Below are 12110 nucleotides of genomic sequence, written 5' to 3' on the forward strand. Positions count from 1 at the left end.
ATGAATCGCGCGGATTTTTAAAAGGTGTTTATTTACAGGAGTGGGGAAAAAATGTCGCATGCTAAGCCTTTTGTAATTACCGCCGGTTACAGCTACCCGCTGGGTGCCAATTTCGACGGTGATGGAGTCAACTTCGCCTTGTTTTCCGCTCATGCCGAACGCGTTGAACTGTGCCTGTACGATGACAGTGGCCGTCATGAAATCGCCAGATTTGATTTGCCCGAATTTACCCACGAAGTCTGGCATGGCTATATTCCCGGCCTGCAACCCGGTGCGCTTTACGGCTACCGGGTGCATGGCCCCTTTGATCCGGAAAATGGTCATCGCTTTAATCCGCACAAACTGTTGCTCGACCCTTATGCGCGTGACCTCTCCGGGGACATCGCCTGGAACGAAGCGCATTTCGCTTACGATTTACAGCACGACGGCGAAGACAAAGATCTCACCTTTGATACCCACGACAGCGCCGATTTCACCCCCAAATGTCGGGTCATCGATGCCAACGAATTTGACTGGCACGACCAGAATCGCCCGGTTATCCCGTGGTCCAGCGCCATCATCTATGAAACCCATGTCAAAGGCTTTACCCAGCTTAATAGCGCAATCCCTCAGCCCCTGCGCGGCACCTATGAAGGCATGGCGCATAAAGCCACCGTCGATTACCTGAAAAGTTTAGGGATTACCTCAGTCGAGTTGTTGCCGGTGCACTGGTTCCCCGATGATCAGCATCTGCTGGATAAAGGGCTGAAAAACTTCTGGGGCTACAACACGCTCAACTTTTTCGCCCCTGCCGCGCGCTATTTCGGCCCGCGAGGTATTCAGGGCTTTCGTGACATGGTGCGCGCGCTGCATGATGCGGGGATCGAGGTGATTCTCGATGTGGTTTATAACCACACCGCAGAAGGCAATGAACTGGGACCGACGCTGTCGTTTAAAGGCATCGACAACTATTCCTACTATCGCACCCTGGCAGACCAGCATCGGTACTACGTTAACGACACTGGCACCGGTAACACCGTCAATACCTCACATCCCCGCGTGTTGCAGATGATTATGGATTCACTGCGCTACTGGGCAGAATCGATGCATATCGATGGTTTTCGTTTCGACCTTGGGACGATTCTTGGCCGTGAGCCTGGCGGCTTCGACCCGCGCGGCGGCTTCTTTGACGCCATGACCCAGGACCCGGTGCTGGGGAAACTGAAGTTGATCGGTGAACCCTGGGATATCGGTCCGGGCGGTTATCAGGTTGGCGCGTTCCCGCCGGGCTGGGCCGAATGGAACGACAAATATCGCGATACGGTACGTGAATACTGGAAAGGCGACAATGTCTCCAGTGATTTTGCTGCCCGCCTGCTCGGCTCCGGCGATCTCTACGATCAGCGCGGACGCCGCCCCTGGGCCAGTATCAACTTTATTACCGCCCATGACGGCTTCACCCTTAACGACCTGGTGTCGTACAACGAGAAACATAACGAGGCCAACGGCGAAGACAACAATGACGGGCACAACGACAATCGCTCCTGTAATTACGGCGCGGAAGGCCCGACCGATGACCCGCAAATCATTGAAGTCCGTGAACGGCAGAAACGTAATTTTCTTGCCACCCTGCTGTTTTCCCACGGCACGCCGATGCTGCTGGCCGGTGACGAGTTTGGTCGCAGCCAGATGGGCAACAATAACGGCTATTGTCAGGACAGCGAGATCTCGTGGTTCCACTGGGATGACCTGCCCGCCAGTGCCGAAGCGTTGCGCGAATTTACCCGTCAGATTATCCATTTGCGCGCCAGCCAGCCGTTGCTGCATCGGGAAAACTGGCGCGATGGTATGGAGATTGAATGGTTCAATGCGGGTGGCGGTCTGCAACAACCGGAGCATTGGGATGAAGGCACCACCCTGGGCATGTACATTGGCCGCCCGGATTTGCAGGACGCCGAGGGTATCTGGCATGACGTGCTGATGCTGTTTAATCCGTTTGAAGGTGAGGTGCCCTTCCGCATCCCGCAATTTGGCGAAGGTGGCTGGGTACTGGAACTCACCACCAGCGATTGCAGCAAAAAGGGGCTGGTGATCACCAAAGAAAAAGATTTCACGCTGGAGGGCCGTAGCATCGCCTTGTTCAGACGGCCCTGAGCCGTTGCGGGAATACCTCCATCAGCCAGCTAATAAACACCCGCAGCCGTTGCGTGACGTGGCGGTTCTGCGGGTATACCACATGAAACGGATAAGGTGCGGGACGCCACCCGGCGAGAATCTCCACCAGCGCCCCACGCTGCTGGGCTTCAAAGGTGGCATAGGTGAAAGTCTGAATAATCCCCAGTCCGGCCAGCGCCGCCGCCAGATGCGCGTTGCTCTCGTTCACCCCGATACGATGTTCGATTTTGATCTCGCTCTTTTCACCGTCACGTGCAAAGCGGAACGGGAACGGACGCCCGGTTTGTGGCGACAGATAACTCACCAGCCGATGGCCGTTTTTTAACTCATCAGGATAAGCAGGGACACCAAAAGCTTTCAGGTAACCCGGCGTTGCGCAGGTTATCAGGGTGGCATCGCCAATATGGCGCGCGATCAGGGAAGAATCGCTGAGTGGCCCACCACGAATCACGCAATCAACGTTGTCGCTGATCAGGTCAACCGGGCGGTCCGATACCCCAAGATCGAGACGAATATCCGGGTAGCGTGCCATAAAATCCGGCAGCGCCGGTATCAGCACATCCCGCGCCGTTGAGCCACCGACATCCACGCGCAGATAACCACGTAACCGGCCACTGACCACGTTAAACGAGGCGTCGATATCCTCCAGATCGCGCACGATACGCAACGCTTTCTCGTAGTAATCCCGCCCTTCTGCCGTCACCGTCACACGCCGGGTGGTGCGTTGCAGTAAACGAATCCCCAGATGGGCCTCCAGCTCCTGCACCATCTTGCTGAGCGTAGCATTGGGCATGTCGAGCGAATCCGCCGCGCGAGTGAAATTTCCGGCCTCCACCACGCGTGCAAATGCCTTGATTGCCATCAGCTGGTCCATCGTCTTTCACCTATTATCCACACACATGAATAGTCATTTTCATTTTACACGATTTATCGATAAACGTCGCCACGGTACATTGCCTCCATGCACTACGAAGCCGTTGAAAATCACTTAATCACTTATCTGGAGAGACAAACATGAACGCAACACTGAAAGGTAAAATTGCTCTGGTTACTGGCGGCACCACCGGTATTGGTCTGGCTGCAGCACAAACGCTGGCAGCACGCGGCGCACAGGTGTTTATCACCGGACGCCGTCAGGCAGAACTGGACGCAGCCGTCGCCAGTATTGGCGCAGCAGCAACCGGGATTCGCGCCGATGCGGCGATTCTCAGCGACCTCGACGCGGTTTACGCGCAGATTGCCCGTCAGGCGGGTCGCCTTGATGTCCTGTTTGCCAACGCCGGTGGCGGCGATATGCAGCCGCTGGGCAGCATCACTGAAGAACATTTTGACCGTATTTTTGGCACCAACGTACGTGGCGTGTTGTTCACCGTGCAAAAAGCGCTGCCGCTGCTGAGTGACAAGGCTTCGGTGATCCTCACCGCCTCTACCACCTCAGTGAAGGGCACTGCTGGCTTTAGCGTCTACAGCGCCAGTAAAGCGGCCGTACGTAACTTCGCCCGCTCCTGGGCGCTGGATGTGAAAGATCGCGGCATTCGTATCAACGTTGTCAGCCCTGGTCCGATTCGTACCCCTGGTTTAGGTGGCCTGGTCAGTGAAGAGCAACGTCAGGGATTGTTTGACGCGCTGGCATCCCAGGTACCCTTGGGTCGTCTGGGTGAACCTGAAGAGATTGGTAACGTGGTGGCGTTCCTTGCCTCTGATGATTCCAGCTTTATCAACGCCACCGAGTTGTTTGTTGATGGTGGTATGGCGCAGATTTAAGCAGGCAGACAACCGAGGGCCCGTAGCGTTGCCTCTACCGCGCGATCCAGTGGCGTATGCGGTTCGTGGCCCAGCAATGACAGCAGCCTGGTGTTCGACAAACGCACCGGCTGTTGCCAGAGATATTGCATCTCCCTGAGCTCGCGAAAGGTGGTCTGAAAGGGTGCCAGCAGATGAACCAGCCACCAGGGAAAGGTGGCGATGCGCGGTGACTGGCCGCTGTACCGGGCCACTACCCGACAAATCGTCGCTGCCATGGCACTCCCATCCTCGTCCCAGTGTCCCGCCAGATGCACCTTTTCCAGCGGGCGCAGTTGCGTTCGATGGCCGAGCAGCGCCACCATGGTCGCGGCGACATCCGGCAAGTATGCCCACTGATGTCCTACGCCAGCGCGCCCCGGATTACTCACCGTTGTGATGGTTTTTCCCGGTTTAATCAGCCCCTGGGCAAACCAGTTATTGCCCGCCGCAGGGCCAAAAAAGTCACCGGCGCGCACAATCAGCGCCCGCCCGCCTTCGCTGACGAATTCCTGCAAACGTTGTTCCATCGCCGCGCGAATACCACCCTTGCGCGTTTGCGGCTGCTGGGGAGCGTCTTCGGCAATAACCGGGAAAGTTTCTGCTCCAAAATTGTAAACCGTTCCCGGCAATACCACGGTGGCCCCGTGCTGCCGGGCAGCCGTGAGGGTATTCTCCAGCATCGGCATCACCTGGGTATCCCAGTGACGATATCCTGCCGGATTCACCGCATGCACAATCACCTCGCAATCGCGTGCCGCGTGAACAACCTCGGCGCGGGACAAGGCATCGGCCGTAATCCAGTGATAATCCTCTCCTGACGGAGTCCGGCGGGTTAACGCATTGATTTGCCAGCCAGCGGCACAGAGCTGACGTGCAACCTCGCCCCCTATGCCGCCGCTGGCCCCGAGTATTAACGCCCGTGATGGTGTGTTCATGTTTTAACCCCCGTTTGATTTTCCCTGAGTGTAAGTAAGGCCGGGGCTAAATAACATTGACTGGAATGATGGAGCAGGTATACATAAATGCATGGATAAAGATATCAGCTGGGAACTGTATCGTTCCTTCCTTGGCGTACTTAACGCCGGTTCACTCTCCGCTGCGGCACGCGCGTCGGGTTCGACACAGCCGACGCTGGGCAGGCATATCGCTGCGCTGGAGCAGGCACTGAACGTGACGCTGTTTATTCACGCCCCCCATGGCCTGATCCCCACCGAAGCCGCGCTGGCCCTGCAACCTTATGCTGCCAGCCTTGCCAGCACTGTTGCCGCATTGCAACGCGCCGTAAGCGGTCAAAACGATGTCACGCGTGGTGTGGTGCGGGTGGCCGCCAGTGAGATTATCGCGCTTGAGGTCCTGCCGCCGATCCTCGCACAATTACGGCAACGCCATCCGGGTCTGAACCTTGAGCTGGTGGTGTCTAACCAGATGCAGGATTTGCTGCAACACGAAGCGGATATTGCGGTACGTATGGTGCGACCGCATCAGAATCAGCTGGTGATCCGCGCGGTGGGTGAGATTGCACTGGGTATGTATGCCAGCCCTATCTATCTGGAAAAACATGGCACACCAGATTCGATTCAGGCGCTGCGCCAGCACAGCCTGATTGGGTTTGACCAGCCGGACGCCTTTGTGCGCAGCGTGGTGAAGGCGCATCCGTTACTGGCACGGGAACACTTTGCTTTTCGCACCGACAGCGACCCGGCGCAACTGGCGCTGATTCGCGCCGGAGCGGGTATTGGCTTTTGCCAGGTGGGGCTGGCACAGCGCGAACCCCAGTTGGTGCGCATCCTGCCCGAGGCGTTCACCTTGCATCTTTCCACCTGGATTACCATGCATGAAGATCTGCGCACCCGCCCGCTATGCCGCACGGTATTTGATGCGCTGGCCGAAGGGTTGCTGCAATACATTCACCAAACCGCACTATAATCGGTTTGGCATAAATGTTTGGCGGCACGCAGCGCGTACATCTGATATCGCTGTAAGGAGAGTTTACTTATTTATTTCCAGTATTTCCTGATAACAATAAAATCGATAATCGCGATGGCTACAATAAAAGAAGCGGTTGCCCCCCACTCGTAACCAGGCCAAAACTTGTTAATAAAAATACAAAACATGAATGTCAGAATTATTGGAACCCACACGGTCAAAGTAATCCAGACTAAATCTTTTATTCGTGCTTTTAAAAAGTCCTTCATCAATCCCCCATCAAGGAACGTAGTTCGTAAATAGCCCCATCTACATCACCAGGCCAAGGGTGGCGTATCCTTTTAAAAGCAGGTTCTATCAGAAAATACATCATTTCAAGCCGTTGCTGACGAAGCAACTCGTAATAAAAAGACGCTGTGTTTCTAAGCCTGGCAGCAGCATCTGCCGCTTCCTGAACCATGCCATAGTTGCTCAGCACAAAGGCAGCTGTCATGCTGGTCTTGCCAATGATTGGATTGCTGATATTGAAGCTAATGGATATCGCCCGGGAAATAGCCATGGCTAATGAAAATCTGGTGGCCTGATTTGAAGAAAAGCGCGAACCACCTTTTGACAGGACTTCAGCGATCTTTTTGAGATCCTGCTCAATGACGCCAAATAGCCGCCTATCCACATAAATCTTAATCATGTCGAATACGATATCTCGCCGCTTTATTAGCTCATATACTCCAAACCAAAACCGCACGTCTTCGTCCTTTAATTTCGAGCAGACATCCTGATAATTTTTGGTGACGCACGATGCATACCAGGTGAGACGAGTCAGTCCCTGATCCATCTGTTTTAGCTGTGTTTCCATGTTTTGAGCAACACTCGTGAGGGCGCTATCCAGACGCTGCGCTAACGCTTTATCAGACTGGACTTTGGTGATTATCCTGTTGTTATACATGCTGCATCCTTTTGCACGCTTGTGGGAATCAATCCATGTGACTTCGTTCATTATATTCCCTCATGACGATCCGGTGGTCAATCCTGACCGACAGCACCTTTCCCAGGTCTGCAGCAATACATTCACCAAACCGCACTATAATCGGTTCGGCATAAACATATAGCTACCGTCTTTGTCATCATGCAGGAGCAAAAAGATGCGTATTCCCGATTACCCATCCGCAGACGCTGAGAAATGGTCTGCCGTTGACGAATATTTCTCCCATTTGCTGGCCCCGGCAGATGCGGGGCTGGAGGCTGCTCTACAGGCAAATGCGCGTGCCGGTTTGCCTGCGCATGACGTGTCTGCCCCCCAGGGAAAGATGCTGGCTTTGTTTATCAGAATGCAGCAGGCCAAAAGGGTCCTGGAGATCGGTACGCTGGGTGGTTACCGCACCATCTGGATGGCCAGAGCGTTGCCAGCGGGAGGCCAGCTAATCTCCATTGAGGCCGAACCCCGGCATGCTGAAGTGGCGGTGAAGAACATCGCCAATGCAGGCGTGTCTGACCGTGTTGAGGTACATGTCGGCGCAGCACTGGATGTGTTACCCACCCTCAAGGCCCCATTCGACCTCATCTTTATTGATGCCGACAAAAAAAATAATCCCCACTATCTGCAATGGGCCTTGCGCCTCTCGCACACCGGAACGGTGATCATCGCCGACAATATCGTGCGCGGTGGAGCGGTAGCCGATGCCGATTCTGCCGATCCTAATGTCGCGGGAGTGCGCGAATTTCTGCGTATGGTGGCAGAGAATCCACGCCTCGATGCCACTGCCATTCAAACCACCGGTGAAAAAGGCTGGGATGGTTTTGCGATGGCAGTCGTCATTGCAGAGCACCCTCACATCAGTTAAAAATGCCAGGCAAGGAACAGCGCATAGCTTACCTGATCCTTCTGCTGGGTCAGGGGGCTGTCAGCAGCATCACTTTCCAGACGCTGGGCCATCACCCGCGCCCCCACCTGCCATGCCGCGGTCATGTCATAATCCATCCCCACTTCCCAGCCAATTTTTTCCAGGCCAGACCCGGCATCGTAGCGGGAAAAACCGCTGCGGGAGGATTGGTGCGCCGAAACGCCATAATGGGTCTGCATATAATCGCTATTCGCCCAGCTCAGGCTCGGGCCAGTGAACAGACGCAGGTCTTCATAGGGTCGCCATGACAGATTGGCATATGACGTCAGCCGAAACCCCTGCTGATTTCCGCCTATATCCTGAGTCAGGATCACCCCGGCATTAAACAGGTCATTGCGGTAAATCGCCGAGGTAAACGCGTGCGGTGAGCGTTTGATATCGCCCATGCCACGCAGGTAGTCATCATCTGACTCCTCGCGGGGGAAGAGATCCAACCCTGCGCCAACGGCAAAGGTCCAGTGCTCGGTTCGGGCGAACTGCCAGCCCAGCGCAGTCAGGGTATCGACACCACCGAAAAAAAATGGCCCATAGTTCAGCCTGGCCACTGGCAGGAATCGGGTCTCGTTGTGCTTCGAACCGGTGTATTTGGGTTGAACACTAACGCCAGCGCCGAGAAAACCATTGAAGTTTTGAGCAGATTCATCAGCAAAAGCAGGCAACGCGGCGGTGGAAAATAGCAATATCAGCGGAAGGGGTTTCGCTGGTGTGAAACGCATGTGACTTCATCCTTATGGTGACGGTTGACCGCCAGCCATTACACCAGCCTCCTGTAACGCCTCTTTTTACCTCAGGTAAAGTTATGTAACAGCGGGATGTGCACGGTAAAGCTGGCACCGCCACCAGAACGGTTATGTACGCTAACCTCGCCGCCATGATATTGGCTGATGGAACGTACCAGCGCCAGGCCAAGTCCGGAACCGTTACCGCTGCGCGCCAGACGATAAAAAGGCTCGAAAATACGCGCCATTTCCGTCTCGGGAATCCCCGGCCCACGGTCATTCACCGTCAGTGAAAAGCCCTGATCTGGCGTGCGTCTGAGATTGACCGTCACATCGCGGCCCGCGTAGCGCAGCGCGTTTTCAATCAGGTTTCTCATTAAACGGCGCATCAGACGGGCATCAACCTGCGCCACAATGTGCTCTGCATTCAGTTCCACTTCAACGCTGGCGCACTCCTCGGCGGCCAGTGCGGTGATGTCGGTAGGCAGTAACTCACCGACAATGACGTTATCCGCCATTTCCAGTCGGCTCAGGGTGAGGATTTCCTCCACCAGCGCGTCCAGTTCCTTTACGCTGCGTTGCAATTCATTGCTCGCCTGAGAATGTTCAGCACTTAACAATGCCGAGGCCATCTGAATACGCATCAGCGGTGATCGCAGCTCGTGCGAAGCATTGGCCAGCATGGTTTTCTGCGACTGAACCAGCGTTTCGATCTGCGTCGCAGAACGATTAAAACTGGCGGCCAGCTGTCCAACCTCATCGCTGCCCGTCACCCGCACCCGCGCCGCCAGGTTGCCTTTGCCCAACGATTCCACACTATGTTGCAGTGATTCCAGCCGCGCGGTGAGTCGACGAATCACCGGAAAAGAGATCACCACCACCGCCGCAGCCAGGGCCAGCAGCATCAGGATGAAGGTCCACGGACGTTCAATACGATCAACACTGAACTGGATCACCAGCAAACGTTTATCCTGCAATTGCCAGACAAAGCGCGAGCTGTACCAGTCATCAAAGTAACCCCCGGCTTTCACCTGATGTGGGAAAGGGATCGCTGGCGAGAGTGTGCGGCTCAGCAGCGCGCCGTTGGCTGCAAATAACGCGAAGCGGGCATTGGTACGCTGCATCCAGCTATCTATCGCCGCCGACTGCGCCTCAAGCGGAGCGGATGCAGCGGGTAACGTCTGTTCCACCATGCCGCTGAACGTGGCAAAGGCGTTGAGGTGGCGATTTTCATCATCGGTCCATAACCACAACGCAATGGTGCAGAGCACCACCAGCGAAATAGCGCTGATGACAGCGAGGAAAATCTGTAAATGCATTGGCAGGTCGGTGATACGTTTCATACGCTTAGCGATCCGCTAAGGCCGAGAAAACATAACCGACACCGCGTACCGTGATGATACGTTTCGGTGTGCGTGGATCATCTTCAATCACCTGACGGATACGCCCGATATGCACATCTATCGCCCGGTCAAAACTTTCATAACTTTCACCGCGCACCGTCTGCCAGATTTGCTCACGATTCAGAACGCGTCCGGCCTGCCGTGCCAGCGAAACCAGCAAATCGAATTGCAATGATGTCAGAGCACAGGGCTGCTGGTGTAAGGTGACCGTGCGCGCAGCAATATCAATCTCCAGTTCCCCTGAGCGAATCAGGCTGGCATCGCTGGCGCGCAAGCCAGGGCGCATGCGGCGTAGCACAGCGCGCATCCGTGCCAGCAGCTCACGCGGTTCAAACGGTTTTGGCAGGTAATCATCAGCGCCGACTTCCAGCCCAATAATTCGGTCTGCCGGGTCGCCACGTCCGGTGACCATAATGATGGCGGGATCGTCGTGGCTTTCAGCACGTATCTGCCGACACAGGGCCAGCCCATCGGCATCCCCCAGCATCAGGTCTAGCAGTACCACATCAAAGCTGCGCAGTTTCATGCGCGCCTGTGCATCCGTAGCACTGGCGCTATGCATCACCTCAAATTCGTGTTGTGCCAGATAAGGCGCAATCATCTGCGCCAGACGGACATCATCCTCAATCAGCAATACAGAGGTCATGACTTTTATCTTCCAAAACAATGATGAGTAACAGACAGCGGCGTCCGCTATTAAGTTTCGTCAACGCTGGAAGAGAAGATCAGATGATCAAAATCTCAGCTGTGATCGCTCATTATAAAAACGTCGATACGCCAGGTAGACCGCAATAATAGTGGACAGGCTGGCCGTGCCAATCAACATAAAGGTCACCATGATTTGATATTTGATGGCTTTAACCGGGTCAATTCCGGCAAAGATTAGCCCCGACATCATGCCCGGCAGGCTCACCAGCCCCACGGTTTTCGCCGCATCTATGGTTGGGATCATCGCGGCGCGAATACTGTCCCGAATCAGCGTGCCTGATGCCAGCTTGATGGACGCCCCCAGACTGAGCATTTCCTGAATTTTCTGGCGGTTATCCGCGAAGCGCTGGTTAAGATTGCTGTAACACAACCCCACCGCCACCATGGCATTCCCGGCAATCATCCCGGAAATCGGGATCACCTGCATCGGCATAAATTCGATCGCGCCACTCAGCACCAGAATCACCAACGTCAACGTAGTGCCGCTGGTAATGGCGATAAACGAAATCAGGAAAGCATGATCAATATTGCGGCTACGTTTACGGGCGTTCAGCGCGGCATTGACGCAGATAAACAACACCATCAACACCGTAAGCCAGTCATTATTGATGTCGAAAATCGACTTCAGCACATAGCCGACAATGACCAACTGTACAATAGCCCGACACACGCTCCAGATGATGTCTTTACCCAGTCCCAGTTTTTCTTTCTGGCTAATCAGCAGCGCGATCATCACCAGCACCAGTGCCAGGACCAGCGAGGTATTAGTGATATTATGCTGGCTCATGGTTTTTCCTCTCCGGGGTTTCCAGGTGCAATACCCGCTGCGCCTGACGAATTTCCGCCGGGTCATGGCTGATCCACACCACAGCCATACCCTTGTCGCTGACGATCCCTTTGATCAGGTTATTAATCAGGCCCTTGTTATCTTCATCCAGTGCGCTGGTCACTTCATCCAGCAGCAAGATGTCCGGCAGAAACTGCAAATTGCGTAATAAGCCGACGCGCTGTTTTTCACCGCCGGAAAGCTGGTCAATTTTTTTATCCAGCATGTCAGCAGGCAGGTTCACTTTGGTTAAATCGGCCTCCAGCTTGCTGCGCGTGGGTTTCTGCTGCCGGATTTGCCACGGCAGCGCCAGGTTATCGAATACCGTGTTGCCAAACAGCACCGGGGTTTGAAAGCAGTAGGAAACCCGCTGTCGATACTCTTCCGGCTTGAGTGTTGCTATGTCCTGGTGGCGAAAAAAGATGCGTCCCGCGCTGGGATCCAACAGTGAGGCCATAATCTTTAGCAACGTGCTTTTGCCACTGCCTGACGGACCGGAGAGCAAAACAAAATCACCCGGGTTAAGTGTTAATGAGACCGGAGCCAATAACTCGCGGTCCTCCAGTGAGAACGTCACCCCTTGCACATCCAGCAAAGGAAAATCGGCGGCCATAATTATTTATCCACAAAAATGAGCGATTGCGTTAACGGGCCGCATTGCGGCCCTGCGCATGTTAGCAGAATTGTG

At 54.9% G+C, this 12110-nt stretch carries 12 protein-coding genes; 4 read left to right on the top strand and 8 right to left on the bottom strand.

The genetic code is table 11. From position 1 onward, the window contains the following. The first annotated feature begins 51 nt into the window (after nt 1-51). A complete protein-coding gene (gene glgX / locus RCF31_RS21585; RefSeq protein ID WP_416413320.1) occupies nt 52-2133 on the top strand; it encodes a glycogen debranching protein GlgX in 2082 nt (693 codons plus the stop codon). Here glgX and RCF31_RS21590 read toward each other — a convergent pair. Beyond that, entirely contained in the window at nt 2120-3028 is a 909-nt protein-coding gene (locus RCF31_RS21590) for a LysR family transcriptional regulator (RefSeq protein ID WP_416413321.1), read from the bottom strand. The two genes, glgX and RCF31_RS21590, sit on opposite strands and share 14 nt — an antisense overlap. Nucleotides 3029-3168: 140 nt before the next feature. Here RCF31_RS21590 and RCF31_RS21595 point away from each other — a divergent pair, with 140 nt between their 5' ends. Further along, a complete protein-coding gene (locus RCF31_RS21595; RefSeq protein ID WP_416413323.1) occupies nt 3169-3918 on the top strand; it encodes an SDR family NAD(P)-dependent oxidoreductase in 750 nt (249 codons plus the stop codon). Here the strand turns inward: RCF31_RS21595 and RCF31_RS21600 are convergent. Beyond that, complete coding sequence (locus RCF31_RS21600) at nt 3915-4874, bottom strand: NAD-dependent epimerase/dehydratase family protein (protein WP_416413324.1); 960 nt, start codon at nt 4872-4874, stop codon at nt 3915-3917. The two genes, RCF31_RS21595 and RCF31_RS21600, sit on opposite strands and share 4 nt — an antisense overlap. 91 nt (nt 4875-4965) lie before the next feature. Between RCF31_RS21600 and RCF31_RS21605 the strand changes: the two genes are divergently transcribed. Next, complete coding sequence (locus RCF31_RS21605) at nt 4966-5865, top strand: LysR family transcriptional regulator (protein ID WP_416413325.1); 900 nt, start codon at nt 4966-4968, stop codon at nt 5863-5865. A 268-nt stretch (nt 5866-6133) separates the two neighbouring features. Here the strand turns inward: RCF31_RS21605 and RCF31_RS21610 are convergent, their stop codons facing one another. After that, nucleotides 6134-6862 (bottom strand): hypothetical protein, encoded by a 729-nt coding sequence (locus tag RCF31_RS21610; RefSeq protein WP_416413326.1) that lies wholly within the window; start codon nt 6860-6862, stop codon nt 6134-6136. A gap of 145 nt (nt 6863-7007) precedes the next feature. On the opposite strand from RCF31_RS21610, the gene RCF31_RS21615 reads away from it, so the two are divergent. After that, nucleotides 7008-7706, top strand: coding sequence for an O-methyltransferase (locus RCF31_RS21615; protein WP_416413327.1), 699 nt, complete (start codon nt 7008-7010; stop codon nt 7704-7706). On the opposite strand, the gene RCF31_RS21620 is transcribed toward RCF31_RS21615, so the two are convergent. The 5 genes from RCF31_RS21620 to fetA all read right to left on the bottom strand — a co-directional run bounded on the left by RCF31_RS21620 (nt 7703) and on the right by fetA (nt 12035). After that, entirely contained in the window at nt 7703-8482 is a 780-nt protein-coding gene (locus tag RCF31_RS21620; RefSeq protein WP_416413328.1) for a MipA/OmpV family protein, read from the bottom strand. The two genes, RCF31_RS21615 and RCF31_RS21620, sit on opposite strands and share 4 nt — an antisense overlap. 71 nt (nt 8483-8553) lie before the next feature. Continuing rightward, nucleotides 8554-9828: a HAMP domain-containing sensor histidine kinase gene (locus RCF31_RS21625; protein WP_299450191.1), complete on the bottom strand. Its 1275-nt coding sequence runs from the start codon at nt 9826-9828 to the stop codon at nt 8554-8556. A 4-nt stretch (nt 9829-9832) separates the two neighbouring features. After that, on the bottom strand, nt 9833-10534 hold the full coding sequence (locus RCF31_RS21630) for a response regulator (protein ID WP_299450194.1): 702 nt from the start codon (nt 10532-10534) through the stop codon (nt 9833-9835). 87 nt (nt 10535-10621) lie between these two features. Further along, nucleotides 10622-11383: an iron efflux ABC transporter permease subunit FetB gene (fetB, locus tag RCF31_RS21635; RefSeq protein ID WP_084881055.1), complete on the bottom strand. Its 762-nt coding sequence runs from the start codon at nt 11381-11383 to the stop codon at nt 10622-10624. Next, nucleotides 11370-12035: an iron efflux ABC transporter ATP-binding subunit FetA gene (gene fetA, locus RCF31_RS21640; protein ID WP_299450208.1), complete on the bottom strand. Its 666-nt coding sequence runs from the start codon at nt 12033-12035 to the stop codon at nt 11370-11372. The genes fetB and fetA overlap by 14 nt, the downstream gene beginning before the upstream one ends. Nucleotides 12036-12110 lie beyond the last annotated feature (75 nt).

Origin of the sequence: Pantoea sp. App145, from assembly GCF_047947045.1 — a bacterium.
Taxonomy (GTDB): domain Bacteria; phylum Pseudomonadota; class Gammaproteobacteria; order Enterobacterales; family Enterobacteriaceae; genus Pantoea.

Bases quoted from the DNA above. Each gene is read 5' to 3' on its own strand.
- RCF31_RS21625 (WP_299450191.1), bottom strand. From the start codon at position 9,828: ATGAAACGTATCACCGACCTGCCAATGCATTTACAGATTTTCCTCGCT.
- RCF31_RS21600 (WP_416413324.1), bottom strand. From the start codon at position 4,874: ATGAACACACCATCACGGGCGTTAATACTCGGGGCCAGCGGCGGCATA.
- fetA (WP_299450208.1), bottom strand. From the start codon at position 12,035: ATGGCCGCCGATTTTCCTTTGCTGGATGTGCAAGGGGTGACGTTCTCA.
- RCF31_RS21595 (WP_416413323.1), top strand. From the start codon at position 3,169: ATGAACGCAACACTGAAAGGTAAAATTGCTCTGGTTACTGGCGGCACC.
- RCF31_RS21590 (WP_416413321.1), bottom strand. From the start codon at position 3,028: ATGGACCAGCTGATGGCAATCAAGGCATTTGCACGCGTGGTGGAGGCC.
- RCF31_RS21605 (WP_416413325.1), top strand. From the start codon at position 4,966: ATGGATAAAGATATCAGCTGGGAACTGTATCGTTCCTTCCTTGGCGTA.
- RCF31_RS21610 (WP_416413326.1), bottom strand. From the start codon at position 6,862: ATGAACGAAGTCACATGGATTGATTCCCACAAGCGTGCAAAAGGATGC.
- fetB (WP_084881055.1), bottom strand. From the start codon at position 11,383: ATGAGCCAGCATAATATCACTAATACCTCGCTGGTCCTGGCACTGGTG.
- RCF31_RS21630 (WP_299450194.1), bottom strand. From the start codon at position 10,534: ATGACCTCTGTATTGCTGATTGAGGATGATGTCCGTCTGGCGCAGATG.
- glgX (WP_416413320.1), top strand. From the start codon at position 52: ATGTCGCATGCTAAGCCTTTTGTAATTACCGCCGGTTACAGCTACCCG.
- RCF31_RS21620 (WP_416413328.1), bottom strand. From the start codon at position 8,482: ATGCGTTTCACACCAGCGAAACCCCTTCCGCTGATATTGCTATTTTCC.
- RCF31_RS21615 (WP_416413327.1), top strand. From the start codon at position 7,008: ATGCGTATTCCCGATTACCCATCCGCAGACGCTGAGAAATGGTCTGCC.